19 protein-coding genes, 1 other RNA gene and 1 riboswitch are annotated in these 26,778 nt (G+C 47.7%); of the genes, 2 read left to right on the forward strand and 18 right to left on the reverse strand.

All coding sequences use genetic code 11. The features are described 5' to 3' along the window. Window positions 1–27 precede the first annotated feature (27 nt). The 18 genes from H8K52_RS16230 to H8K52_RS16315 form a co-directional block, all read right to left on the reverse strand. Window positions 28–633 carry an acyl carrier protein phosphodiesterase gene (locus H8K52_RS16230; RefSeq protein WP_186923956.1) on the reverse strand — a complete coding sequence of 202 codons (606 nt, stop codon included), beginning with the start codon at window positions 631–633 and terminating at the stop codon, window positions 28–30. A gap of 62 nt (window positions 634–695) precedes the next feature. Further along, window positions 696–1,295: a histidine phosphatase family protein gene (locus tag H8K52_RS16235; protein WP_186923957.1), complete on the reverse strand. Its 600-nt coding sequence runs from the start codon at window positions 1,293–1,295 to the stop codon at window positions 696–698. 3 nt (window positions 1,296–1,298) lie between these two features. After that, a complete protein-coding gene (locus H8K52_RS16240; protein WP_186923958.1) occupies window positions 1,299–2,093 on the reverse strand; it encodes an adenosylcobinamide-GDP ribazoletransferase in 795 nt (264 codons plus the stop codon). 12 nt (window positions 2,094–2,105) lie between these two features. Next, window positions 2,106–3,152 (reverse strand): nicotinate-nucleotide--dimethylbenzimidazole phosphoribosyltransferase, encoded by a 1,047-nt coding sequence (gene cobT, locus H8K52_RS16245; RefSeq protein ID WP_186923959.1) that lies wholly within the window; start codon window positions 3,150–3,152, stop codon window positions 2,106–2,108. 31 nt (window positions 3,153–3,183) lie between these two features. Then, window positions 3,184–4,272 (reverse strand): aminotransferase class I/II-fold pyridoxal phosphate-dependent enzyme, encoded by a 1,089-nt coding sequence (locus tag H8K52_RS16250; RefSeq protein ID WP_246464613.1) that lies wholly within the window; start codon window positions 4,270–4,272, stop codon window positions 3,184–3,186. A 21-nt stretch (window positions 4,273–4,293) separates the two neighbouring features. Next, entirely contained in the window at window positions 4,294–5,277 is a 984-nt protein-coding gene (gene cbiB / locus H8K52_RS16255) for an adenosylcobinamide-phosphate synthase CbiB (RefSeq protein WP_186923974.1), read from the reverse strand. 61 nt (window positions 5,278–5,338) lie between these two features. Further along, window positions 5,339–5,908, reverse strand: coding sequence for a cob(I)yrinic acid a,c-diamide adenosyltransferase (cobO, locus tag H8K52_RS16260; protein ID WP_186923960.1), 570 nt, complete (start codon window positions 5,906–5,908; stop codon window positions 5,339–5,341). 81 nt (window positions 5,909–5,989) lie between these two features. Then, window positions 5,990–6,790 carry an ABC transporter ATP-binding protein gene (locus H8K52_RS16265; RefSeq protein WP_425507550.1) on the reverse strand — a complete coding sequence of 267 codons (801 nt, stop codon included), beginning with the start codon at window positions 6,788–6,790 and terminating at the stop codon, window positions 5,990–5,992. Continuing rightward, on the reverse strand, window positions 6,790–7,860 hold the full coding sequence (locus tag H8K52_RS16270; protein WP_425507551.1) for a FecCD family ABC transporter permease: 1,071 nt from the start codon (window positions 7,858–7,860) through the stop codon (window positions 6,790–6,792). Before H8K52_RS16270 ends, H8K52_RS16265 begins: the two co-directional genes overlap by 1 nt. A gap of 5 nt (window positions 7,861–7,865) precedes the next feature. Then, complete coding sequence (locus H8K52_RS16275; RefSeq protein WP_186923976.1) at window positions 7,866–8,732, reverse strand: ABC transporter substrate-binding protein; 867 nt, start codon at window positions 8,730–8,732, stop codon at window positions 7,866–7,868. Window positions 8,733–8,789: 57 nt separating this feature from the next. Further along, window positions 8,790–9,374, reverse strand: coding sequence for a bifunctional adenosylcobinamide kinase/adenosylcobinamide-phosphate guanylyltransferase (cobU, locus tag H8K52_RS16280; protein WP_343044229.1), 585 nt, complete (start codon window positions 9,372–9,374; stop codon window positions 8,790–8,792). Continuing rightward, window positions 9,375–11,264, reverse strand: coding sequence for a TonB-dependent receptor domain-containing protein (locus H8K52_RS16285; protein WP_186923962.1), 1,890 nt, complete (start codon window positions 11,262–11,264; stop codon window positions 9,375–9,377). A gap of 242 nt (window positions 11,265–11,506) precedes the next feature. Next, window positions 11,507–11,747: riboswitch (cobalamin riboswitch) on the reverse strand. Between the two features lie 505 nt (window positions 11,748–12,252). Next, on the reverse strand, window positions 12,253–16,737 hold the full coding sequence (locus H8K52_RS16290) for a calcium-binding protein (RefSeq protein WP_186923963.1): 4,485 nt from the start codon (window positions 16,735–16,737) through the stop codon (window positions 12,253–12,255). A gap of 392 nt (window positions 16,738–17,129) precedes the next feature. Further along, a non-coding RNA gene (gene ssrS, locus H8K52_RS16295) (6S RNA) lies at window positions 17,130–17,308 on the reverse strand. Window positions 17,309–17,386: 78 nt separating this feature from the next. After that, entirely contained in the window at window positions 17,387–17,713 is a 327-nt protein-coding gene (locus tag H8K52_RS16300; RefSeq protein WP_186923964.1) for a cell division protein ZapA, read from the reverse strand. Then, complete coding sequence (locus H8K52_RS16305; RefSeq protein WP_186923965.1) at window positions 17,710–17,922, reverse strand: DUF904 domain-containing protein; 213 nt, start codon at window positions 17,920–17,922, stop codon at window positions 17,710–17,712. The genes H8K52_RS16300 and H8K52_RS16305 overlap by 4 nt, the downstream gene beginning before the upstream one ends. A gap of 244 nt (window positions 17,923–18,166) precedes the next feature. Further along, entirely contained in the window at window positions 18,167–21,538 is a 3,372-nt protein-coding gene (locus H8K52_RS16310) for a UvrD-helicase domain-containing protein (RefSeq protein ID WP_186923966.1), read from the reverse strand. Then, a complete protein-coding gene (locus H8K52_RS16315; RefSeq protein ID WP_186923967.1) occupies window positions 21,538–24,396 on the reverse strand; it encodes a PD-(D/E)XK nuclease family protein in 2,859 nt (952 codons plus the stop codon). Before H8K52_RS16315 ends, H8K52_RS16310 begins: the two co-directional genes overlap by 1 nt. Window positions 24,397–24,632: 236 nt before the next feature. Between H8K52_RS16315 and trxA the strand changes: the two genes are divergently transcribed. Both trxA and rho read left to right on the forward strand, forming a co-directional pair. Continuing rightward, a complete protein-coding gene (trxA, locus tag H8K52_RS16320; protein ID WP_186923968.1) occupies window positions 24,633–25,007 on the forward strand; it encodes a thioredoxin TrxA in 375 nt (124 codons plus the stop codon). Between the two features lie 243 nt (window positions 25,008–25,250). Further along, window positions 25,251–26,513, forward strand: a complete 1,263-nt coding sequence (gene rho / locus H8K52_RS16325) for a transcription termination factor Rho (RefSeq protein ID WP_186923969.1) — start codon at window positions 25,251–25,253, stop codon at window positions 26,511–26,513. The last annotated feature ends 265 nt before the right edge of the window (window positions 26,514–26,778 follow it).

Consider the following 26,778-nt stretch of genomic DNA (forward strand, 5'->3'; position numbering starts at 1 on the left):
GTAAGCACTTCAACAATTAGCGACAAACTACAACTCAGTTTTGGCAAGCATTAACTTCCTTTGCTGCACTACATAGTCAAGCAGATCCGGAAAAAAGTCTATAAAGCCTTGTTCCAAGACCTCATAACTCGAACATAAATCCAACGACGTCTGCTGTAGCAATTCGGCATTACGGGATAAACGACTTGAAACACGATGAATGGCGATTTCGACACCAGAAAAGTCAGCATACGATCCCAACCAGTCTTGTTCTATCATGCGAGGAACCGCATAGGCTAGGGTCGGCGGAAATTGGTCTCTTCGCTTTGATAAAGATTGATAAAAACCAGCAATAAAGTCGCTTACATCCCCATCTGAATAACGAGTCCAATGCTTGATTAACACATGGTCATAAAAAATATCCAACGCGATACCTGCAAACCGGCGCCGCGGCGCAGCGAATAAACTACGGGCATGTTGAATAATAGGATGCTGATCAGTAAAGCTATCGACTTTACGATGCAATAGAATTTCTTGTGCGATGGGCAAAGCAAACTTTGAAGCACCATCCATTTTGACAAAATCGCCGAGCAAAGCACCAAACATGGCATCGTCGCTATGGCTTGCCAAATAGATATGTGCCAGATAATTCATAAACGCTCAAATAAAGTTCGGTCTTGTATTGTAGCGAATTACGCTGTACCCAACTACGCTGCTTATTCAAGCATGTAAGTTTCACTACACCCAAACCCAGCAACTGTTGCTGGCCATTGCGATGCCGAGCTGATCGTCTCATTTCCAGTCTCAAGATAATACCGCAGAGCCCGCATGACACCCGCATGTGTCACGCAAAGAATTTGCTGACTGTGCTGAGTCGCTTGCGTATTCACTTCCAATGTAGCCCGCATATCACGATAAAAATCGATCACTCGTGTCAATACCTGCTGACAGCTCTCCATTCCGCCAAATTGATAGTCGGGGAAATTTTCTATCCAGCTATCATATTCAGCCTTGGGAATGTCATTCCAGGCATGGCCTTCCCAACACCCAAAATTCATTTCTCGCAAACGCGGATCGGCTATCAAGGGCGTTTGCAAAAAATGCGAATGAATCGCATCAGTCAATTGTCGCGCTCGCTGCAAATCCGAAGTGTAGATCATATCGGGCGTCACTCCCCGTGCGCTCATGCGGTCCAGTATAGTCTGTGCATCTTGCGCGTTAGCATTGACTTCAGCACTGACATCAAGATGCCCATAACAAACGCCACTTTCTATCAAAGGTCGCGCATGACGTAGTAAACACAGCGTATGCGCCATCAATCAAGCCCACGCTAAAAGTACGCCGAAATAAAATGCCAACTCACTCACCTGCTGAGTCGCCCCCAAAGCATCGCCCGTAAATCCTTGAATGCGACGTGATAAGAATCGATACATCCAACAAGTAGCAAATAATGCCCCGACAGTTCCTGTTACCCATAGTCGACTTGGATGCCAGTACACAATCAGCGCGAATGCAGATATGCACCAAAGCGCAGCGACCAATAAGGTTGGATAATCAATCGCATCCGCCAGCGGTTTGGATTTTGACTGCGGTGTGTCGCCAACATGCGGTAAATTCCTGATGATCAACAACGGCATCGTGCGCGAAACAACATGCGCCAAAAATATCGTCATTAGGCATACTGGTATGTTTAACTGCCCCAACAAACTGAGCAAAGCAAACTTAGTCGATAAGGCTAAAATCAAAGCCACCGCACCGTAAGTACCGATGCGCGAATCCTTCATGATTTCTAAAGATTTTTCGCGACTAACGTGACCGCCTAGTCCATCGGCCAAATCGGCCAGACCGTCTTCGTGAAAGGCACCGGTCAACATCACACTAAAAACAGTACTCAACACAACGGCAATAAACACCGTTGCGGCCTGTTGCGGCAATAAAGCGTGCACGCCCCAAAAACAACATGCCGTCAAGCTGCCCACCAGCCAACCTATCCCCGGAAAGTGCCCAGCACTAGCACGCAACATGGTAGGACTATAGCCTACCCACGTCGCTAATTTTCCGGTGACGGGAATGCGGGTAAAAAACTGTAGCGCCAATAAGTAATGTCGAATCATGATTGGGCAATCCTATTCATTTCGCGCCACACCAGCACTTTCAAAACTCGCCATATCACACAAAATGTCACTAGCCGATTGTAATAAAGGCCATGCCAAGGCTGCGCCAGAACCTTCACCTAAGCGCAAGCCTAAATCCAAGAGCGCAGTCGCTTGCAATGTGTCCAGCATTAAGCGATGTCCACTTTCGGCGGAGCGATGCGCATATATGCAACGTTGCTGCACTTTCGGCGCCAGACGCGTTGCCACCAACACGGCAGAACTAGCAATAAATCCGTCAACGACGATCACACGATTATCGATCGCGGCCTGCAACACGATGCCGACTAACGTGGCGATTTCAAAGCCACCCAGACAAGCTAAGGCTTCTAATGGTGTCGTCGCACTTGCATGGCGTTTTAACACTAAACGCAGTGTCTCTACTTTTCTGGCAATCGCAAAATGATCGAGTCCCGTACCTGCACCCGTGCAATCAGCAATATCTAGGTCGCCTAAACGTGCCAGCAGCAAAGCCGCTGCGGAGGTATTACCGATACCCATTTCACCTAATAAAACCACATTCCCTGGCAAGCTCTTTACAATCTCGCGCCCATGATTCATCGCTTGCTGACATTGTTCCTCGCTCATTGCTGGTTCTTTCAGACTGTCTACTGTGCCGTACCCGACCTTGCGGATAATCAAACCTAGACGCGGGGCGAAGTCGTGATTCACACCGCAATCAATGACGTTCAAGGCAATCCCGTGTTGACGCGCCAACACACTCACTGCTGCGCCACCCGCTAGAAAATTTTCCACCATCTGCCAAGTCACGTCACTAGGAAAAGCCGACACACCATGTTTGACGATGCCATGATCACCAGCGCACACTAACATCTGCGCCTGTGTCAAACGTGGTGACTCTGTGCCCAAGATCAATCCTAGTTGTATGGCAAGTTGCTCAATTCGGCCAAGTGAACCTAGCGGTTTCGTTTTGTTGTTAATTTTATGTTGCAGACGCGCCAGCAATTCTGGATTTTGCAAATCCGCCATCGCAAACCATGCTTCATTTACTACGTTCATACTGAACCTTTACTTAATCAAAAAAGAAAATTTAAAAATGCGGTGAATACTGTTTCACTGCACGATGAAAAGCATCTTGCATAGGTGGAGATAACACGCGCATTCGGAAACAGGCATCCAGTCCAAACGAACCGGCATGCCGCAACTTAATACCCTGCGCGCGCATCGCATGTAAAAAATCGGTACGATGTTCTTGAATTTTTCTGCTTGGTGTGACGCAGAAAAAATTCGTATCACTTGGTTCGATCTGCCACCCCAAATCCGCGCACAAGGCAATTTGCCTTTGCTTCCACTCGCGTAAGGTTTCCAGACTTTTCAATAACCAATTCTGTACTGATGGCAAAGTCCATGCGCTTAACATTGTCACCGCATGACTACCCAGCGGCCATGAGGCTGCCATCTGTTCCAATTCCTGCTGCCAAACTTCTGCTTGTAAAGGTGCGATCACATAAGCACCGCGAATTCCCGTTAATCCCAGTGCCTTATTTGGGGTAAATAATTGCCAGCAAGCGTCACGTTGCTGTGAACTCAAACTGGCACTACCTGATAAGCGCAATGGCTGATATGCGCAATCGAGTACCAACTGCGCTTTGTCAGACTTCGCCATAATCATCTGCGCTAAGCCAGCTTGATTTTGTCCCAATGGACTGCCTGGCTCACAAGCCCAGATCAAGTCTGCAGCGCGAAAATCTTCGACTACATTCAGTCCAGCAGCCCGTCCGGCTAATACATAATCACCATAACTATGGGGCGGTATCCAAACGTTTTTTTGAGACGGCGCTAGTCGCCCTCGTTGGTCAATCTGCCCCACCAACATGGACATCCGAAAAATGAATTCACTCGCGCTGGCAGCGAACATGAGGCGCTGTGGTGACACCTGATGCCATGCTGCCAGTGCGTTGCGCAAGCTGTGATAGTCAGGATCAGGATAACTGGCACAATCACTTAAACGAATCTGCGTCAGCACTTCAGGACATGGACCTAGCGCATTGCTATTGGTCGAAAAATCGTAAGCTGGCTTCCCTAAAGTATCAGTACCACCATGCATGCGCGATGCTGGTCGCTCACTTTTATGCAAGCGCATTGGCGGCTGTTGTGGCAGGCGTTTTACAGTCAACATAGTTTGATTTCTTCCAAAAATTCAATACCAAGCACTTAGCAGTAACAACACACCGACACAAAGAAACCATACGCAAATCGCTCGTTCACACAATTGCACAGCTAGGTCAATGTGCTGGTGATCGACTTCCAAACCCTTGGCATGCAAAACGTAGACGCCAGGTTTTGAGAGCCGTATATTTAAGAGCAATGCCATCGCCCCCATAGGCCAGCCACCATTTGGTGACGTGGTGACACCCGCTTCTCGCCATAGCTGACAGTTCGGCATTCTGGCTACGCTCAAGTACATCATGAATGCTGTGAGTCGCGCGCCAGGCCAAGATAAAATATCATCTGCATGCGCCGCCCACTTGCCAGCCCAAGTCCACACCCGACCACCACGCTCACCGCGATAGCCCCACATCGCATCCGCAGTATTCGCAAATCGATAAAGCAAAACGCCAGGCAAGCCAGCCAAGACAAACCAAAACAAAACCGAAATGACGGAATCGTTTAGATTCTCTGCTAAGGTTTCGATTGCGCTCTCGCGCACTTCATGCGCTTGCAATTGGCGAACATCGCGGCTCACCAAACGTGCTAATTGTTGACGACCCGCATCCAAAGAGTCTTGCAAGGCCAGCTCTACCGCAAGCACTTCATCTCGCAACATTCCCCAGCTAAACAATGGTTTGAGCAAGAAACCCAAGATGATTCCCTGCCAATACCACGCCAATGCACCAAGTGCTTGCTGTAATTTCCAAGCAATACCGACCAAGACGATCGCCGCAAGCAACCAGAAAAAAGCCCCTAAGAAAAACGCTAACATCTTTCGCTTAACGCTCGAACTTTCAAGCTCAAGCGCCTCAGGCGCAGCGAGAGGAGCACTGAGCTTTCCGCAAAAATTTAAATAGTGCCCCATCCAAACCACAGGATGCCAGGCAGCTTTTGGCTCCCCAAAATAGAGATCGATCAGCCAGCCGACTAACAATGCTAGTGCGAGTATCTGTGCATGTTCAGAAGTTGACATACTTAAATTAAGCAACATGCATTCGACCTCTAACGAGCGTTATGAACAGACATCGTGTGTATCAATCTTCGATACCACGTTGCGCTGGAATTCCTGCGCGAAACGCGTGTTTGACCAAAGTCATTTCGGTAACCGTATCGGCTAAGTCGATTAATTCAGGTGGGCAGCGGCGACCTGTCAACACCACATGCACATCCACCGGGCGGGCGCGCAAAGTTGCCAAGACATCGTCCAGTGGTAACCAACCGTAAATTAAAGGATAGGTAATTTCGTCCAAGGTCACCATGAAATACTCGCCACTCATGATCGCGACCTTGGCCTTTTCCCAACCGTCACGCGCTAGCTGCGCAGAATGATCTAAGTCCTGACTCTTCCAACTGAATCCATCACCCAAGCCTATGACCGGCAGACCTAGTTGTTCAAACATCCGGTGCTCACCAAAACGCGCGGTCGGAACCTTCATGAACTGAAAAATCTTCACTGCTTTTCCACGTCCGTGTGCGCGCAAGGCTAAGCCGAATGCGGCGGTGCTTTTACCTTTGCCATCACCGGTGTTGATGATCACTAAACCTCGACGCTCACCTTGCGGTTTTTCATAAGGTTTCTCTGCTGGTGGTGTTTCAATTTGCATTTTTATTCTCCATTTTTTTACATTTTTAGTTTCAATCCCGCGACACAGGAATGACGATTACGTTGACTACGACCTTGGCTTTCAATTTGGCAAAGCAACCCACTGCCCTGCCACCGAATGTATCGCTATGCGCTGCTCAAACACCTCGCGCAAAGCCTGATGACTGGCGGGATCATCACACGCTCCTTGATGAACTAGCTGCCCTTCCTGCATGATTAATAAATGATCAGCTTGCAGCGCAAAAGAAATCTCATGCAGGACGCTGACCACGGTTTTTCCTTGCGCGACTAGTTGTCTGACCAACGCCATCCAATCCGCCTGATGCGGCGGATCGAGATTGGCTAAAGGCTCGTCCATCAATAAAATCTCGGCGTGTACCGCCAAAGCCCTTGCCAATAGCACGCGTTGTCGCTCGCCCCCAGATAATTGCCCAAGGCTACGTTCGCGCCACTGCCAAGCTTGGGTATCGCGCAGTGCTTGTTCTACCGCGGCATGATCGGCAGCACTTGGCGCTGCCAGCCAGGCTTGATGCGGTAAGCGCCCTAGCATGACGACATCCCACACGCGCATATCCTCTGCCGCACTTTGACTTTGCCCTAACCACGATAGGCATCGTGCTATGTCTCGTCGTGATATCTCAAGCACCGACTGCCCCAACAACTGCACTTTGCCGTCGCACGCCAATAGCCCCGCCAGCGCTTTGAGTAGGCTCGATTTACCTGCACCATTCGGCCCCACAATGCTAGTCCATGCCGCGCGTGGAATTTGCAAGCTCAGGTCGCGTAGTATGTGCGCCCCATCAAGCATTGCATGAAGTTGTTCGGTCTGAATTGCTAGCGTAGTTGCGACCGTAGTTGATTTTGATTGAGTCGATTGCATCATCAATGCCCTTCCATCCGGCGCTGTTTATGCATTAATCGCAGCAGATAAGCACCACCCAAAATTGCTGTCACGACACCCACTGGCAATTCTTGTGGTGCGATCATCCAGCGGCTAAGAATGTCGGCTGCACTCAACAAAATCCCACCTGCCAAACTCGATAAAACAATCAAACCAGCATGTGTGGTCTTCAACATAGAACGCACCAAATGTGGAGCAGCCAAACCGACAAACACGATTAAGCCAGTTTGTGCGACCGCGGTACCTGCGCTCAAAGCAATAATCAACACCAAGGCCATCCGCATTTGTGGCAAAGGCAAACCTAAACTACTGGCAGTCGCTTCCCCCAACGACAAGCCATCCAATACCTGACTTAAAGCGAGGCTAATCACCAAACAAATCACGAAAACCAACAACATCACGCCACAACTAGACCACCCCACATAGCCGGTACTGCCCAACATAAAAGCCTGCATAGCCTGAACAATATCCGGCCGCATCATCGTCACCAAAGACCCAACGGCGCCTAAGACCACCCCAACGATGACGCCCGCTAATAACAAGCGCAAAGTGTGTTGCACCCCACGAGCCAATAGCAGCGTCAAAAATACCGCCAACACCGCACCACAAAAAGCAGCACCAGTCAGCCCCAAGCGCACCACCCAAGCCGTGGCGAATGGAGATCCACCAAAAGCAACCAAGGCCGTCGCCACTCCCAGTGAAGCACCAGAAGCACTACCAAGTAAATACGGATCCGCCAAAGGGTTACGGAATAAGCCTTGCGCCACTGCGCCGGATAAACCAAGCAAAGCGCCTGCAGCCCAAGCACCCAAGGTACGTGGCAAGCGTATATCCCACACAATTTGCATAGCCAATGACTGCTGCCACATACTCGACAAACTCTCCCAGCCATTACTGCCAACGCCCAATCCGAGCACGATCAAAATCAGACTGAGAAGCAATAGACTGATCAGCGTAAACAATAATTTGCCGCGTTGATGCGGTATGGCAGCAGAATGCGATTCAAGCTTGGCCTGAATATCCAATCCCGTCACCATCGCACTTCCACTCATCGGTGTCATGGTGCTTTACCCACTGCATCAGTCGGTAGCTTACTCAACAAGCACTTAGCCATAATCGCTGCAGCTTCTGCCATGCGCGGTCCTGGACGTACCAGCACATCTGATTCCGCAGACGTGTACACGCACACACGGTTTTCACGTAGCGCGCGGATACTTGACCAACCCGGGCGTGTGGGCAAAGAGGCATAGCCACGTTCGCTAACCATGATCAAATCAGGATTGGCGCGCACAATGTATTCGGGGTTCAATTTCGGAAACGGCCCTTGACTGCGAGGTACGATATTTCCAGCACCCAATCGAGCCAAAGTTTCACCGATAAAACTACTTTCACCAGCTGCATGCGGTGCACTACTGACTTCAAAATACACTCGCAAATTTTTCACCGAGGCCGGCAAGGTTTTCGCTGCTGCCGTAATACCATTGTCCATCTCACGCCATATGCGTTCGACATCAGGCACTTCTAACAGTTGTCCTAACTTAAGCAAAATACGATGGACATCCGCCTGACTATCCGGATTCATCGCTAACACTTTTATACCCAAGGCTTGCAAGCGATCCGCGGCGCGTGTCGATGTCGACATCAAGACCACATCCGGTTTCAATGCAGCAATTGCTTCAATCCCTGGGTCGAGACCACCACCAACCTGCGGTAAAGAACGCACGCTTGCAGGGAAATTCGAATATCGATCCACCCCAACCAAACGTGCACAGTGTCCCAGAGCACAAACAGACTCGGTCAACGACGGCAATATGCTGACGATACGCTGCGGTGCTTGTTTAAAATTCACGGTGACTTGTCGATCATCCGTGATGTCAATCGCCTGTGCAAAATTCGCTATAAAGGCGATCACCGACACAACCATTAGACGCAGACATCCCCGTTTAAAAATTCGCTTCGAGAATACATTTGGATTCATTGACTACCTCTCTTTGTCTTTTAAGCTCAACCGCATACCAGCCACCATCAAACTGACACGCTCGACAGTTGCTGCCAATGCCTGATTCAACTTGCCCAGATGATCGACATAAGCACGCACTTCTCGTCCCATAGGAATCACACCTAAACCAATTTCATTGCTGACGATGACGATAGGACCTTGCGCGCTTTTTACCACATCGACCAGCTCTGTTATCGCATGTTCGATGGCATTCAAATCCAAGGCGTCGTGATCCAACGGCATCAGCCAATTCGTTAGCCACAAGGTCAGGCAATCGAGCACAATCAAACAATCTGGCTGACTATGTGCACGAATAGCCGCCGCAACCGCGAGCGGCTCTTCTATCGTGCGCATGGTTGGCAAACGTAATGCGCGATCTGCCTGATGACGGGCAATACGGGCCTGCATTTCATCATCCCAAGCTTGCGCGGTGGCGATGAAGATCGCACGATGATCAGGGCTCGCTTGCAACCAACTTTGTGCCAGCATTTCTGCACGCGCTGATTTGCCACTTTTTTGCCCGCCCAAAATTAACTCTGAACGGGCAATCGACAGATTCGCACTCACTTAGTATTTCCAGGAAAGCGAAACGAAGGCATTACGTCCTGGCGTGGAATAATTATTCGCCAGCGCATAGCGCGTATTACTTAGATTGTTAATACGCACCAGCAATGCCCATTGCGGGCTGATTTGCCAATTCGCACCAACATTCAACAAGCGATAGGCGCCTAATTTGTCGCGACCTGTAAAGCTCAAGTTATTGTCCTCACGATCACTCGAGAATTTCACTTCCGTGAATAAGGACACATCGGACCACTGGTGCTGAACACGGAAATTCGCCACATGACGCGCAATTCTCAGCAGACGTAAATTATTCGGCTGAGTACGCGGATCTGCATAATCGTAGGAAGCACTGATTTGACTAGCACCAATTTGCCAAGCACTGCTTAGGCTGATGCCACGCAAAATCGCCAATGCACTTTGCACATTCGTCGAAGGAGTAATAAAACCACGTACATCATTTTGATACACCGTAGCTTCAAAATTCAGATTGGCGTGGCGATATTTCAGGCCGACCTCATTCGACTGATTTTGTTGCGGCGTTAAGGCTGCGTTGCCGAAACCGGGGTAATACAGCTGATTAAAACTAGGTGCCTGGAAGCTGGTGCCAGAACTCAGCACTGCACGCCAGTTGGCATTGAATTGGTAACCGCCCGACAAGGACCAATTCGTGAACGAACCGAATTGCGAATTATGATCACTACGCAAAACAGCCAGCGCACTCCAATCACCCGTGCGCAGAGCATAAGACAACATCGCACCGGTTAAATCACGCGCCTTAACCGAATAATTCATGCTGCTATCGACTTCTTCACGTCGCTGTTCAATCGCGAATGAAAGTACATCCTGGCCGAGGCTAAGATCGTTTTGCCAACTGGCTTGACGACGGTTGGTGTTAAATTTGCCGCTGCCACCGAAAGCACCATCCGTGCTGCGGAAATATTTCGTCACCGACTGGTCTTCGGCAACCCCAAGCGCCAGCGTGGATTTCCAGTTAGGCAGCCATTGCGCTTGCCACTGTGCAGACAGATTATTCAAGGACGAATCCGCGCGAGCATCGGTATTGGCCTTGGTGAGTTTCAAAGGATTTGGTGATGCAGCTCCATCAAATTGATAATCGGTATCGCTATGCAATAAGCCCAAACTCAATTGATGTTGCGGCGTGACTTGATAACGCAATTTGGCATCCACACTAGTCGCTTGAAATCCATCGCGATCAGGATTAAATGCTGACGATAAAGGATTCACCAATACTGAAATACCGTCTGCTTTTTCACGCGACCAACCCAGACTGTAACCAAGCTCACCAACACTGCCCCGCACAGCCAAACCAGATTGTTGCTGCCCATCGCCGCCAACACCGATGTTTGCGGTGTAGACAGGTTTAACACCAGGTTCACGGGTAAAGATGTGGATCACACCACCGACAGCGTCAGAACCATACAATGCGGACGCTGCGCCGCGTAATACTTCGATACGCTCAATGCGATCTAATGGCATATTTTCTAAAGCTGGCGCGCCTGATGTCGCTGAACCTATGCGTATGCCGTCCAGTAATATCACGGTTTGCGAGGATGTCGCACCGCGAAGAAAGACACCACTGGAAGAACGATAGCCGCCATTACGAGAGATTTGTATGCCAGGCAGATTCGACAATACATCAAGCAGAGAACTTTGCCCAACAAGATCGAGTTCGGTACGATCAATCAACGTCACATCGGCTAATACATCCGTCAATTTGGTAGGAATTCGATTAGCGGTAATCACGACATCTTGCAATGTAGGTGCTACTGAAGTTTGTGCTTGTACGAAATTGAACGGCAAGGCGACAGACGAAGTGATGCAGGCGAAGCAGAAACCTGCTCGCGAATTTAACAACAAAACAGAATTTTTCATGGCACATCATTAGAGAAAAATCTGATAGTCCCAAATGATTAGGCGCGATTGCACATACAGTTGATCTGCAATAGCCATGTAAGCAAAAAAGCATTTCACCAAAACTCGTCGATATGACAAAGCTTGCTAAAGCCCTCAGCAAATTACAATAAAATCAAATGTGAAATAAAAGATTTCGATCAGCTCTCATCGCCATCCCCGACAATGAAAAAGCAAAACACGCGATGCGTTTGAATACGAGACGCATCGCAACCTCGTTGGCCGGTATCCGGGCTGGCGGAGACTACCTCTGTCGCCTTCCCAGTCGCTTGTTCAAGGCGTCCAGTGGCTTGTGTGACAGAAGCGGAGTCGATGAAGACTCGTCCGCTTGACCGTTGCGGGGGCAGCGCAGGTGAGCATTTTGTAAGGACAAAACACCTCCTGCTTCCCGTTGAACTGCGACATGTGAACCACATCGCGAGCACCAACGACGATATTCTAACAGCTTAATGCGAAAAATAACACCGTGCTATCAACACGGCATCTAGGGCCTGTTAACATTTAAATCGGGAGTGCGAATGCGGAAAAACGGGCGCAGGGCTAGGCGTCAAGGCGCGCCACAGTGCGAGCACTGTAAGCGACTTGCAACAACGCCATGTGCCCGCGAGTTTATTCAATTCGCCCATTCCCGAAGGGTTCAAGCCAAAACGCGCGATGGACAGCGCGAGGTCTATTTCTGCTCTTGCCGAGGCACCAGTCTCAGCGGCGAACTACGCCTTGCCATCCTGCCTTTTGGCTTGAACGCATCTCCTGATTTAAATGTTAACAGACCCTCGGCGATGATCGAAATCTATTTTTCTTGATTTCACACGAAGGCACTTAGTTAACAAAATCGGCAAGAAAATACATGCAATATTTAACGCTATCTTTGTGCAGACCTCATCGTCAAAAAAGATCGGGGGATACACCCCGATCTTTCCTCACAAACACATCACCACAATCAAAAAAATTACATCAAGATTGGTGTCCCATCAAGCAATGCTGCGGCAGTCTGCAAATTTTGACCACTATTTCCAAATGCTGCGCCTGCTAATAACACTAATGCTGGTGTCATCGACATCGTCGATAAATTACCGTTCATCGCATACTGGTAAGTGAGATCACCGCCGATGGCTGAGGTATCACCGCTCGTGATGTAATAGTTCAAGAGCGCGCTTGACAAGCCCCAGGTCGACAAATCGGGAGTGGTTGCACGTGCTTGATCAAAGGCCGTCACTAAACCATCAAAATTGAATCGTTCAATTTTATGTTTATTCAACTGACTGTTCGAGGTACTGATGTAATCACTCGTGCCTTCAATGACGATCTGCAAGTTTGCAACACTATGATTATTGACACTGGCATACCAGTCTTTGAAAGTCACTTGATCACCACCACCTGTCAACAAAATTAAATCATTCGCACTTTTCGACAAAAACAAATCAGCATAAGTAATGCCATGACCTAATGAAAGCGTATTGTCCTTACCAGTGCTCGCATTAATTACATCCATGCCATCACCACGATTAAAAGCAATGACGTCTGCACCAGTACTGGTAATTATGGTGTCATTGCCGCCGCCACCAATAAACAAATCTTTGCCTGTGCCACCAGTTAAAGCATCATTGCCCAGCCCGCCATCAAATAAATTATTGCCTGAAGTGTCACTTAGGTTGTCGTCACCAGCTGCACCTTGCAAGAGATCGCTGCCAGAGCCGCCATTCAAAGTATTATTCGCACTATTACCTAACAACAGATTTTGACTAGCATTTCCATTCCCGTTGATCGCTAGACTGCCTTTTAAGTTCAAGACTTCAAGGTTGGTTGTCAAGGTGTAGCTAATCATTGACTTCACAATATCGAGACCTTCTCCAGCATACTCAGTAACAAGATCATTAGCATTATCGATTTCGTAGGTATCATTGCCAGTTCCTCCGTACAACCTATCTGCGCCAGCTGCACCATCAAGCATATCGTTGCCTGCGCCACCCGACAGCACATTTACTCCTGAGTTACCAATGAGAATATTACTCGCCATATTACCAGTGCCATTAATCGCCAAGGTGCCCGTCAAACTGAGGTTCTCGACATTAGTTGGCAGTGTATAAGTAACGTTAGACTGAATCGAGTCACTACCCTCATTCAGGTTCTCAATCACATTGTCGCTCAAACTATCCACCACATAAACATCGTTCCCTTTACCGCCACGCATCTCATCTACACCGCTTCCTCCATTGAGAGTATCGTTTCCATCTAAGCCAGTGAGTTTATCGTTTCCTGCCATCGCATTAATTTGATCATCACCGCTCGTCCCAATCAGATTATCGATTCCGCTTGATCCGTTAATATTAGACGGCGCAATCAAAACATCAAAAACATCCGTACCAAATAAACCTGCACCATCAATCGCTTTGAGCTTAATACTCAATTTCCCTGTACCCGCTGAAGTCGGTATGCCATTAAAAGTCAGCTTTGCAGCATCAAAGCTCAGCCATGCAGGCAGTGCAGTACCATCCGACAGTGAAGCACTATAACTGAGCGTATCACCAGCATCGACATCTAAAAATGTATTCGCAGGTACTGCGTAATTAAATGAAACGCCGACTTTAGCGTTTTGATCGGGCACAGCGATGGCGACAACTGGTGCATCGTTGACATTCTGAACAGTCAAAGACAATGTAGTCGACGCCTTCGCTCCCGACAGATCGCTTGCATTGACTTGAAACGTGTAGCTAGCAACAGCGGCATTGTCAGGCGTTCCGCTCATTGTGCGCGTCCCCACATCAAACTTTATCCAACTTGGTAATACGTCGCCATTCAACTGGAAAACGCTATAAGTCAAAGCATCCCCGACATCACTATCAATAAAGGTATCAGCAGAAATCGTATAACTAAATGCTGAATCTTCATTCACCAACACCGTTGGCAATGGGGTCGATAAGATAGGACTATGATTCACTGACAATAATCGTATCTTCGCCGTATCCCAAATCGTGCCATCGGCAAACTGAATCTGCTGAATCACAGATTCGCCAATACCATAGAAAAAATCAGCAATCGTCAAGGTATCGTCACTACCCGACAAGTGCAAGACCGCATTGTCTGAATTTACAGGATGTATGACTCGAACAGCACTGGGGTTAATATCATAAGCAAAACGAATCGTATCGATGGCGCCTGGCTCTGCAATCCAGTTTAGAATGGTATCGTGTCCATCACCTCGGCCGAAGTAATAGGTATCAGAGCCCTCCCCGCCTTTCATGACGTCATCGCCGTCCCCGCCATATAAATAATCATCGCCATCGCCACCTGAAATGAAATCATTGCCTAAACCTGCATCCAAGGTCTCGTTTTTATAACTACCGACAAGCGAGTCATCATCGGAAAATACTTTGCGCTCCAAGGTGACGCCATCCCAGATCACACCATCGGCAAACTGAATCAACATCCGCTCTTGCTGTGCAATGAAAAAATAGCCCTCCAAGGTCAGTGTCTCAGTGCCCGATTTCAGGCTCAACACCAAATCATTATTCACTCGACTAACACTGACATCTGGCATAGTAATCCCAGCAGCGAATTGAACTCGGTCACCCTTAGTTAATCCGTCATTTAAAATGACGTCGTGGCCATCACCACGAGCAAATAAATAAGTATCCTCCCCTAGACCACCAATCAATTCGTCATCACCACTAGCGCCGTAAAGTAAGTCATCACCATCCAAACCTTGGATAACATCGTCCCCTAATCCACCATCAATCACATCGTTGCCTGGCGTACCAGTAAGAACATCGTGACTTGAGATGACTTTGCGTTCCATGCTCAATCCGTCCCAGACGACACCATCGGCAAATTGAATCCGTATGCGATTTTGTGGTGCCTCGAAAAAATAACCTTCCACGGTAAGAGTATCTGCACCAGATTTCAAACGCAGAATCAAATCACCGTTGACCTGACTTACCATCACATCACCCATCGTAATATCCGAGGTAAATCTCACGGTATCTTCATGCGCAAAGCCGCTCGCCTGCACCAGGTCATTTCCATCGCCACGACCAAAGAGATAGGTATCTGCACCAAAACCGCCACTGAGTAGATCATCACCGCTATCGCCGTAGAGTAAGTCATCGCCATCCGAGGCAAAAATCATATCGTTACCTAGTCCACCATCAAGGATGTCATTACCAGGGGTACCGAACAAATTATCATTAATGAGATTTAGTTTTTGAATGACGCTCACGCCATCCCACATACTGCCATCCGCAAATTGAAACCGTAAGTTTTCGTGCGGTGGCATGAAAAAATAGCCTTGTATTGTCAACGTATCCGTACCAGATTTCAAGCTCAAAACCAAATCACCATTGTCGTGGTTAAGGATCACATCAGCCATCGTAATATCTGATGCAAATTGCACTTTATCTGCTTGCGTAAAGCCACTGTTTAGCACCAGATCCCTGCCATCCCCACGCCCAAAAAAATAGGTATCCGCACCTGCGCCACCAATCAGAGTATCGTTACCGGTGCCTCCATAAAGTACATTATCTCCCTCCATACCATTGATAACATCATTCCCTAAGCCACCATCAAGAATGTCATTACCGGACGTTCCGTTTAGATTGTCATGACTGTTAAATACTTTACGATCTAGAGTGAAACCGTCCCAAATGGTCCCGTCGGCAAATTGAATCAACATACGATAAGGAGCAGCTGAGAAAAAATAACCTTTCAGCGTGATACTGTCATTACTCGCTTTCAGGCTAAGAACTAAATCACCATTATTTTCACTAGCATTGACATCGGCAATGTTAATGCTGGCTCCAAACCTCAACATTTCATCGGGCGCAAAACTACTAGAAAGCACTTCATCTCGACCATCCCCACGTCCAAACAGATAAGTATCTGCGCCTAAACCACCGATCAATGTGTCATTACCTGTGCCGCCATACAGGATGTCGTCACCGTCCATGCCATTGATCACATCATTTCCTAAACCCCCATCGAGAATATCATTGGCTGCGGTACCGTAAAGATTGTCGTGATTCAACAAAATTTTACGATCTATGGTCTCCCCATCCCAAATCGATCCGTCAGCAAAATGAATTGACATGCGCTCATGCGGCGCAAAGAAAAAATAACCTGGCACTGTCAGAGTGGCATTACTAGATTTCAGACTCAATATTAAATCACCATTGATTTGACTCACGACCACGTCAGCCATGCTAATGCCTGGAGCAAATTGCACTTGATCTTCAGGCGCGCTTGCGCCCGCCAAGATTACGTCCTTACCATCGCCACGACCAAACAAGTAGGTATCTGCACCATCACCTCCATCAAGCATGTCATAGCCTGAACTGCCTGATAGCGTATCGTTTCCAGCCAAGCCTACCAAGGTATCGTTACCGGTTGAGCCAACTAACATGTCATCTTGTGCGGTCCCGACGATGTATTGATTGATCATATTGATGCCTTTTCAAAGTTATTGTGGTTTATGTCAGACGAAAAAAAGATAATCCAAGATGTAATTTTCAATGGCCTAGAAAAGCTTATCCAATTAATTTAAGAAAGTGATTCTAAACTTGAGATCAGTCCACCATTGCACAAATAACGAGACAAAAATACATATATTTTTTTAATTCTTATTTAAATAAAATACGCTTTAGTTACAAGATTCAAAGAACGCGAACTAACAGAGCACCCTCGCGCCACTAAGCAAAAAAAGAAATCCTTCGACACCAACACGCTTTGCTGCGGAATCACAAATCACTTCAAATCAAATCAACAAAAAATCGCAAAAAGAGGCGCAAAAAAAAAAGCACTTATCGCAAAATACAATAAGTGCTTTTTCAAGAATTAGTTCCCACCAGTGCCGCTATGCCGGCATCCTGAACCCGGCGGTTCAAGTCGGCCAAGGTCAGTTCAAATCGGGTTCATCGGACATAAGCGACGCTCACACCATTGAACAATTTCCAAAGCCTATGCACATAAATGGTTCAAGGAATATATGGCACTGGCGAACACGGTAGGAGACTGTAGTTTACTCCTTCCTCAAAAAAATCACATCAACTTTTACAGATTTTTTTGATTGTTTTAAACAATAAGGAGCAAATTTAAAATAGGTTTTCTTGCGGTGTTAATACTTGGTCTATGGTGTCGTTCATATTCTGAATTTTTTGCTTCACTTCGCCAATGCTCAGACCCGATAAAGGTCCATCATGGGCCTTGGTCGATAGCAAATCAGCTGCCATACCGAGTGCCGCCATCACGGCGATTCTGTCTGTGCCTTTGACTTTAGAGGCATCACGAATCGCGCACATTTTTTCGTTCAGATACGAAGCCGCTTCACGCAGTGCACGATCCTCGCCTTCTTTGCAAGCGAGTTTGTAAGACAAGCCCATGATGTTGACATCAATCTGAATCGATTTTGGCTCGCTCATGCTGCATCCTTCTCGTCATCGTTGGGTAGTTGCGCCAAGATAGCTTCGACTCGGCTGTGTGCTTCGGATACACGCTCACGCAAATCTTTATTTTCCGACGCCAGTTCGACCGCAGTCCGGCGTAATGCAGCATTTTCCAAACGCAAGGTTTGCGTCATCTCGGCGAGGCGATTAAGCTTTTCAGCTAATAATTCAAATTCGGAAATCATCTTGGCTATCTAAAGAACTTCAAGTGGTTGAGTTTGCAATCGAGTATCAAGCGAAATTTACTGGACTTATGCAAAATTGCGCTAGCTAGGCGCGTCGCCGAAGACAGTACTTTTGTACGGCGAGGCGACTGCAACAACGCTAGCGTCTGTTTTGCGTAAGTCCTAACTTGAACTCTAAAGAGAAACCCATTAATTATAAAGGGATTTTTCTATCATTTACCATCAAATCAACGAAGCTCAGAGATTAATTCATAGGAATAAACTGTCCATCCGCCAAGATCAAGGCTAGCCTTCGCTTTTTGGCAGGATAAATATTGGCGAGTGCCTCTGCGTAAATGTTTAATTGTTGCTGATAAGCGAATTTTTCCGATTCCAATAACTGTCGTTTGTAATCCAAAATCCACAGATCGTCATCCAACACCACCAATCGATCTAGGCGCATTAATTGCTCTTGATACACGACATCCATTTCATTGCGGGCGAAACTAAATTGCTTAGGATTAAAGAAATGCTCTAAAGCAGGAGCATTCAAAATCGCCACGGCTTGCTCACGTACGACTTTGGCAACGCTGAGCGCGCAAGGCAACCATGCCGCAATCACCTCTGCAGATGGAATACGAATCGGCCAATCGCGAATATCGTTGGTCAGGCGTTCCATCAAGGCATGCAAGGCCACGCCCTCGATTTGCTCAGCGGACATGACGGATGCGCGCCTAGACTCTGACAATACCGATTCTGGCAATGCCAAATTCGGTGGCGTAAATGAATTCAGAACAAATGAAGCATTTGCAGCATTATTTATTATCACCGCTGCGCCAACGTCGCTTTCATCCTCCGACATCGCTATCTCGATTGGCTCCAAGGACACGAAACGTTGATACCAACTTCCTGTTTGTACGCCGGTTTCATCGGTGGCTCTGTCACTGGCGATGCCACTGACGATGAGAATTTGCTTTGCTCGCGTCACCGCCACATAAAGCATATTCCAATTCTCTTGCTTGGCTTGTTCTTCTTCCGCTGCAAACAAGCGATCTCGAGCCGCACCACGATCATCTTTTTTACCAAACACCGAGAAATGCTTTTGCTCACCCGGTTGTAGAGGCCACGCGCAAAGCACACCAATATTGTCTTTTGCTGCCTCACTATGATTGCAATCTAACATCACCACAATCTTCGCTTCCAAACCTTTTGCGCTGTGGATGGTTAAAATTCGTACGGCATCCAAACCACTGGCAACACTAGACTCGTCCGGCGAATCGGTCTCTGCGCCTCGGTCAAATTCTTTGAGTGCCGCAATGAATTTTGGCAAGCTGGGATAACGTCCGCCATCCATATTGAGCGCCAGCTCGGTAAACGCGGTGATGTTACCGATTATTTGTTGGCGATTAGTCGCCGATGCATGTTGTGCATAGAGATTGACCAATTCCCCTTGGTGCAAAATACGATCAAGCAAATCATGTACGGGCAAATCATGCGCAGCTTGCATCCAATCTGCTAACAACCGCACCGCCCTTTGTAAATGTGGCAGCGTACCTTTGTCCATTGCCAACAAGCGCTTCCACCAGGCGCTCTCCTCGCGCTGGGCGAGCACAATCAAATCTTCATCGGTCGTGGCAAACATCGGCGATTTCAACACATGTGCCAAGGCGCGGTTATCGCCAGGTGTCATCAAGAAATTCAATAAGGCAATCAGATCGGCGATTTCCAAAGTTTGCAATAAACCGCCACGACGATTTGAGACAAATGGGATTCCCGCTTCACGCAAAGCCTTTTCATAAGACGCTAAGTGGGTGCGGCGTCTGACCAATAGCATCACATCCGACCATTGAAAAGCTTCCGACGCCTCTTTTCGCAATTGCAAAAGTTGCTGCGCAACTAGCTGCCCTTCCTGATACCGACGTTGATCGTCTTGCTCGACGACTGGCGTCGTCAATGGATCACGAAGTGGAAACGCTGGGACATTTTCGTCTGAAGAATTTTGAACATCTGCACGAATCAAGGGCAAACGTAATACCTCGCCTTCGCTACTTGCGGCGGTAGTCTGCGCCGTGTAAATCGCATTACCGATCATCGCCTGATTTAAAACCTCAACAATCGCAGGCGCGTTCCTGCGCGTTTGATTGGTGCGGAGAACGACGGCACCTTGCTGGGCCAACATGTCGCGGGCGGCGACAAACACACGTGGATCAGCGCGACGGAATCGATAAATCGATTGTTTAGGATCACCAACGATAAATACCGTCGGCCTCGCGGTATCTGCACCATAAGCATCCAACCAAGCGCTGACGATATTCCATTGCAAAGGATTGGTATCCTGAAATTCATCTAGCAAGATGTGCTTATATTTGGCATCTAATCTGCCATGCAAATACGCTGCAAATTCTTCATTCGCCAATAGTCGATAAGCTTGCCATTCAAGATCGGCGAAATCCAGCATGCGCTGTTCTGATTTCAAACTTTGATAGCATTCAACATAGGCTTGCCCGACCACAAACAAGGCTTGATTCAAACGTAGTACCGACGCTTCTTTGCTACGACGTTCAAATACTTTCAGGGTCTCGGCAATCGCATTACACTCATCATGAAAAGCTGATTCATTATCGGCACCCAACCAAGCTTCAATCGCGGCACTCAAATTCTTAGTCTTCCGATTTTTGCGATTGACGCCTTCACTGCTATAGAACTCATTCGCTAAGGCAGAAAAATGTTCTACGCTGACGAGATCGTTCGCTTGTCTCGCATTTGTTATTGCCGTCTCTATGGCAACACCGCGCTTTTGATTTTCTGGACTGCCCTTGCCTAAACAAATACCAATGTTTTGGATACGCTCTAGCAAAGCCTCATCCTGCCAAACGCGCAAACGCGCATCGCTGATCGCGTCCTCGCCCATCAAGTCTTGCAGCTGTAAAATTGCAGCATCACTTGATGCAGCGTCTTCGCTGACCGCCCACCATTCTGCCCGTTTCGCGAGAAACGCATCAAGCATCAACTGCGTGCTGAAATCGCCTAACTCTTCATATAGATACAATAATTCCTGTTTAAGGCCGTTTGTTCCACTGTCGGTATTCTCATCTCTCATTCCCGCAGCTTGCATCAACTGTCCCCAAGCTTCACGCTGTATGCTGCTGGTCGATTCCAATAAATTGAAACCATGCGGTACGCCAGAAGCCAAAGGTGCCAACTTCAGCAAACGTCCAAACCAGCTATGGAAGGTATCCATCGATAAGCCTTGCGGATTACCAAGTAAGTTCTCATACAGTTGACGTGCACGTGGTAGGCTGCTTGCCAATTGTGAAGCAGGAACCCCACGTTCAAGCAAAATAGTGCTGGCCAGCTCTTCATCTGCCAATGCCAACTGTTGTAGCAATTCCATCAAACGATGCTGCATTTCTTGTGCGGCCTTGCGGGTAAATGTAATCGCCAATAATTCAGCAGGCTCTGCACCATCAAGTAATAGACGCAACATGCGAGCGACCAATAGCCAGGTTTTTCCGCTACCAGCACAAGCTTCAACCACGACCGAGCGGTGCGGGTCGCAAGCAGCTGCAGTAAAACGCATCGCGTCCACCACTTGCCCATTTAATTCATAGGCCTGCGCCTGATTCATTTCATTCATCACCAGGCTCCTTTACGGCACAAACCACGCACATCGCAATACGCACATACACTTTCTACCCCTTGCGCGGGCAAACCTGCGCCATGCTGTATCGCCTGCATATTTTGTCGGATCGCAGTTTCTAATTCGCTTTTCCAAAGACTGTAATCTTGCGCTTCAACGTCGCCTGTTTTGTCACGTTCAGTTTCTAGCGCGACGTAATAGGCAGTATCGACAGGATCCAACACAGTCATATTAAGTTCATTAGTATCGTCACCCTGTGGAATCTTGGCTTGTAACAAACCATAGAAAGCTAATTGATGATCTTCAAAATTTTTCAATCGTGCTCTTAGCGCAGTTTTGTTTTTGGTTTTGTAATCCAATACGGCACGCTCGACTTCACCATTATCGAGATGACGTTCGTCAATTCGATCGACTCGCCCGCGCAAAGTAATCGCACCGTCGTCCCATGCCAATTGCGCCTCAGCCCAGACCTCGCCAAAGGCAAACTGCCAGCCATCGGCTTCACGCTCATTCGCCCAAGCGACGTAGGCCGGAATCACTTTACGCCAGCGTATGCTGTAGCCCAAAGCCGCTGGACTTTGTTTTAATACACGCGTGAACCAAGTATCAGAAATCGATTGCAATAAGCCGACACGATCATCGGTCAAGCTCAATTGATCCGCCAACAAGCGATCGTGATAGGTTTTTAAGATAGCGTGCAACCAATCACCGTAATCGCGTTTTTCAGGCATATCCGACAACTCATCGATCGCAGAAAGTTTCAGCATACGTCCGGCGAAAAATTGATATGGGCAGGCAATCAAGCTTGATAGTCCGCTAGCAGACAGTGTTGTTGGCATCAAAGACGCGGCACTAGGTCGCGGTTGTTGGGGAATGACGGGGACCAAGCGATGCTCGGCCAGCGCTCGCTTACTCATCAATAAAGGACTCTGTTGTTGACGCGCCAGATGCAGTCTGACTTGTTCAACCCAAGGACTCAAAGCGTTCAATTCACCATTGATTTGCGATTGCCAGGACAACACCACTTCATCGTTCAATAAAATCAATTCGGCAAAATCACGCAATTGCTGCAACTGTCTTTGCTCACGCGTTACCAAGCCACATTCACGTCGCACCGCATTGGTGAAGAACAAAGTCTCTTGTGGTTTTGACGGTAAATGCTTAGCATCACCACCAATCAAATACACCGCATCAAAAGTTCGCAAACGTGCACCATTTAATGGCAGCATCACGACCCGTTGATCAAACTGCTCCTGCTTAAATGGGGTTGATTCCATTTGCAAATTAATAAATGCGCGCCATTCCGAAAAACTAAAGTGCATGTCCAGTCCATGACAATCACTACTCAAGGCCTGCAACATTTGCACCACCTGCGCACCAGCGAGATCTTCCTGCAAGGGATTCAACTTGCCAAGCTCTGTCAGGGTCTGAATGCTAATTTGTGTCCAATCTTTCAAACTACGGCGTGACGCACCCGCGCTACTACCATATTGATGCGCTAAACGCGCGATCTGCGCAATCCATTCTCTCGCTTGCGGTTGACGTTCCAATGTGAAGAGCACCGCCTCCCAATTACCTACTACATTATTTCTGCGCAAAGCTAATTCGATGTCCATTACCAGATCGGCTTTATCAACAACTTCAGCTGCTTCAGAAGCATCTATTACGCTAACACCCAGCGGTAAAAATGGCGACTTCAAAAAATCTAGCAAAGCCATCGTATCTGCCCGCGTTGCCACGACTTCAAACCAAGCAGCCAGACAAGCTGCTGCGCGCGTGGTCGACAGTTTCCAACCTGTTTCATCCGCAACATAGACTTGTGCGCGCTCCAACAATGCGCGCAATCGGCGCGAAATTACACGGTCTTGTGCGATCACTGCGATTTTCTGCTTACCCGCTTGCAACCAATCAATAATGCGTTGCGCAGCTTGCTCCGCCTCGTCTTCCAGACTACTGACTTCGCATAAACGCAAACGTGACCAGTCAAATTGAGCACCGCTGCTCAAGTTCTTTTGCAGCGATACTGCGGGATTCGATTCCGAAGTCGACGATAGATCAGCCCATGCCTGCCGCATCGCCTCTGGCAAAGCCTCGCCTCGCCAATCCACACTCATCACATGCACTGCCTGTCGCTGTTCATAGGCTTGCAAAAAAGCATTTTCCAGCGCATCTGGCATGGTTGGTGCGATCCAGAATAACTCCATATTGGCACTATCCGCGAGACGCATCATTTGCTGAAATTCTTGTACCGTTTTATCGTGTTGATCGAGTTGACCTTGCCACAGTGTCCACACCAATTGCGTTTCATCCGAAACCAACTTTTGCACAGGCAAAGGCAATTGCGCTAAAGCTTCATGCCAGGTAGCTTGCATTTTGAGCGGATCGAGTTCTTTGCCATCCACAGCCTGCGGTAACCAAACCTGCGTTAATTCGTCAGCCAAGCCCAATAAAGTCTGCGCCAGTGGCAACAAATCCGTATTACGTTGCGCGCCAAATAAAGTTTTCAGCCATGCATGCTGTCGCAACTCCGCGTACAAACTCATCAAACGTTGACTATTTGCCGAAACAGACACTGGCAGCGGTGACTGCATGCCGAGCCAGGCAAACATGGTTTGAATCTTAGGAGGAATAAAATGATCACCAATCTCCAAACGCAAAGCGCGGTTCAACAAATGCGCATGTTCAAATGTGGGAACGATCACGCGTACATGAGAAAAATCCCTTCCAGCAGCGGGGTCTGGTTCAGCAAACAAATCACTAGGGATGCCAGCCTTTTTTTGCATCGCCAAAAACTGCTGGGCGACTTGTGACCAAAATTGAGCAGATGCTGGAATCAGATAAGTTGTTCGCGCCATGGCTTGGTTTCAATCAAAATCAAAGTGAGCTGGCATTTTATGCGAGTGGAACGTGAAAATAAAAAAGCATCCAATAAATTCGGACAAAAATTCACAAAAATCAGTAAATAAGCCACTTTTTAAAAAATAGGGTATTATTTACCGCTGTGTTTCCTATGTTGATGCCTGCGCAGACGCGAAAGTGGCACTTGAAATAAGCAGAATCACCCCAAAATCGACATTCCTGCTTTAATTTATTGAATAATCCCCCTCTTTTAGAGACCAACCAGAATAACGAGAATTCTATGAGCGCAAATATCATTTATGTAAGCGATGCATCTTTTGAAGCCGATGTGTTGAAATCTGACAAACCAGTCTTGGTCGACTTCTGGGCTGAATGGTGCGGCCCTTGCAAGATGATTGCACCGATCTTGGAAGAAGTTGCCAAAGAATATGATGGCAAAATCACTATTGCTAAGATGGACGTTGACGCGAACCAAGCTGTACCAGCTAAATTTGGTATCCGTGGCATCCCAACTTTGATCTTATTTAAAAACGGCGAAGCAGCTGCACAAAAAGTTGGCGCGCTGGCAAAAGGCCAATTGACCGCGTTTATCGACGGTAATATCTAAGTTAAATCTGAGCTAGAACTAAGTTAGAGTTACATATCTTCGGCATTTATTTCAGACGGTGTTACAAGAAAGTTTTTACATCGTCTGAATTAAGTCTTACAATACGCTGAAATTGAAGCACCATAATTTATATAAGTAGCGACCGGCATCAAACCCGCTCTGCAGTTTTTAATCATCCAGTAGTTCGTTTTTCACTTCTGCTCACTCCCCCACCTCACTTTCCCATCCCGGGACACTCACAACATGCATTTATCTGAACTAAAGGCCTTACACGTCTCCGCACTGTTAGAAATGGCCATCGGTCTCGACATCGATAACGCTGCGCGTATGCGTAAGCAAGAATTGATGTTCGCGATCTTGAAAAAGCGCGCCAAAGGCGGCGAACAAATTTTTGGCGATGGTGCACTCGAAGTCTTGCCTGACGGCTTTGGCTTTTTGCGCTCGCCCGATGCCAGCTACATGGCATCCACCGACGATATTTATATTTCTCCTTCTCAAATCCGCCGTTTCAACTTGCATACTGGCGATTCGATCGAAGGTGAAGTCAGAACACCAAAAGACGGCGAACGTTATTTCGCTTTGGTGAAAGTGGACAAGGTCAATGGCGAAGCGCCAGAGATGTCCAAACACCGCATCTTGTTTGAAAACTTAACACCGCTGCACCCGAACAAACTCTTGCAATTAGAGCGCGACATGCGCGGCGAAGAGAACACCACAGGTCGTATCATCGACTTGATCGCTCCGATTGGTAAAGGTCAACGCGGCTTGTTAGTCGCTTCACCAAAGTCTGGTAAATCCGTCATGCTACAACACATCGCTCATGCGATTACGACGAATCATCCAGACGTCACGATGATCGTTTTGCTGATCGACGAACGTCCAGAAGAAGTTACTGAAATGCAGCGTTCCGTACGCGGTGAAGTGGTGGCGTCGACGTTCGATGAACCAGCAACACGTCACGTACAAGTCGCTGAAATGGTATTGGAAAAAGCCAAGCGTTTAGTCGAAATGAAAAAAGACGTGGTGATCTTGTTGGACTCCATCACCCGTTTAGCTCGTGCGTACAACACTGTTATTCCAGCATCAGGCAAAGTCTTGACTGGTGGTGTGGATGCCAACGCATTACAACGTCCGAAACGCTTCTTCGGTGCTGCACGTAATGTTGAAGAAGGCGGCTCATTGACCATCATCGCAACAGCTTTGATCGAAACTGGCAGCCGTATGGATGACGTGATTTACGAGGAATTCAAAGGCACAGGTAATATGGAAGTGCATTTGGAACGCCGCCTTGCTGAAAAACGTACTTACCCAGCAATCAATCTGAACAAGTCCGGTACACGTCGTGAAGAGTTATTGATTAAGCCTGATCAACTCCAGAAAATCTGGATCTTGCGTAAGCTTTTATATAGCATGGACGAGATCGAAGCGATGGAATTCATCCTCGACAAAATGAAGGCAACCAAAAACAACTCAGAGTTTTTCGAAATGATGCGTCGTGGCGGGTGATTAGATTATTCGCGATTGGTTAGCTTTAGGCGAGAAAGCCGGACTTTATGTTCGGCTTTTTTGTTTTTGGTTTTTGTTTTTTACGCGGCATATGAAATTAGAGTAATCGTCGCCTGAAGGAATACGTATGTGCGCTTAGAGCCTGTGAATAAATTTGTGTAAATGTCCACGGTCTATTAACCTCTCGAGCGAGGAATTACCGATGGACATTTTAATGGATAGAGAAAAACTGAAAGCTTTGGCAAAAGAGCTTGCCAAGGATATC

This window comes from Affinundibacterium seohonense, assembly GCF_014284305.1.
GTDB classification, from domain to species: domain Bacteria; phylum Pseudomonadota; class Gammaproteobacteria; order Burkholderiales; family Burkholderiaceae_D; genus Undibacterium; species Undibacterium seohonense.

What these genes read in the sequence shown, in the direction of transcription:
- H8K52_RS16230 (WP_186923956.1), bottom strand. Translation starts at nt 633, where the DNA reads ATGAATTATCTGGCACATATCTATTTGGCAAGCCATAGCGACGATGCC.
- H8K52_RS16235 (WP_186923957.1), bottom strand. Translation starts at nt 1,295, where the DNA reads ATGGCGCATACGCTGTGTTTACTACGTCATGCGCGACCTTTGATAGAA.
- H8K52_RS16240 (WP_186923958.1), bottom strand. Translation starts at nt 2,093, where the DNA reads ATGATTCGACATTACTTATTGGCGCTACAGTTTTTTACCCGCATTCCC.
- cobT (WP_186923959.1), bottom strand. Translation starts at nt 3,152, where the DNA reads ATGAACGTAGTAAATGAAGCATGGTTTGCGATGGCGGATTTGCAAAAT.
- H8K52_RS16250 (WP_246464613.1), bottom strand. Translation starts at nt 4,272, where the DNA reads ATGTTGACTGTAAAACGCCTGCCACAACAGCCGCCAATGCGCTTGCAT.
- cbiB (WP_186923974.1), bottom strand. Translation starts at nt 5,277, where the DNA reads ATGTCAACTTCTGAACATGCACAGATACTCGCACTAGCATTGTTAGTC.
- cobO (WP_186923960.1), bottom strand. Translation starts at nt 5,908, where the DNA reads ATGCAAATTGAAACACCACCAGCAGAGAAACCTTATGAAAAACCGCAA.
- H8K52_RS16265 (WP_425507550.1), bottom strand. Translation starts at nt 6,790, where the DNA reads ATGATGCAATCGACTCAATCAAAATCAACTACGGTCGCAACTACGCTA.
- H8K52_RS16270 (WP_425507551.1), bottom strand. Translation starts at nt 7,860, where the DNA reads ATGAGTGGAAGTGCGATGGTGACGGGATTGGATATTCAGGCCAAGCTT.
- H8K52_RS16275 (WP_186923976.1), bottom strand. Translation starts at nt 8,732, where the DNA reads ATGGTTGTGTCGGTGATCGCCTTTATAGCGAATTTTGCACAGGCGATT.
- H8K52_RS16285 (WP_186923962.1), bottom strand. Translation starts at nt 11,264, where the DNA reads ATGAAAAATTCTGTTTTGTTGTTAAATTCGCGAGCAGGTTTCTGCTTC.
- H8K52_RS16290 (WP_186923963.1), bottom strand. Translation starts at nt 16,737, where the DNA reads ATGATCAATCAATACATCGTCGGGACCGCACAAGATGACATGTTAGTT.
- H8K52_RS16300 (WP_186923964.1), bottom strand. Translation starts at nt 17,713, where the DNA reads ATGAGCGAGCCAAAATCGATTCAGATTGATGTCAACATCATGGGCTTG.
- H8K52_RS16305 (WP_186923965.1), bottom strand. Translation starts at nt 17,922, where the DNA reads ATGATTTCCGAATTTGAATTATTAGCTGAAAAGCTTAATCGCCTCGCC.
- H8K52_RS16310 (WP_186923966.1), bottom strand. Translation starts at nt 21,538, where the DNA reads ATGAATGAAATGAATCAGGCGCAGGCCTATGAATTAAATGGGCAAGTG.
- H8K52_RS16315 (WP_186923967.1), bottom strand. Translation starts at nt 24,396, where the DNA reads ATGGCGCGAACAACTTATCTGATTCCAGCATCTGCTCAATTTTGGTCA.
- rho (WP_186923969.1), top strand. Translation starts at nt 25,251, where the DNA reads ATGCATTTATCTGAACTAAAGGCCTTACACGTCTCCGCACTGTTAGAA.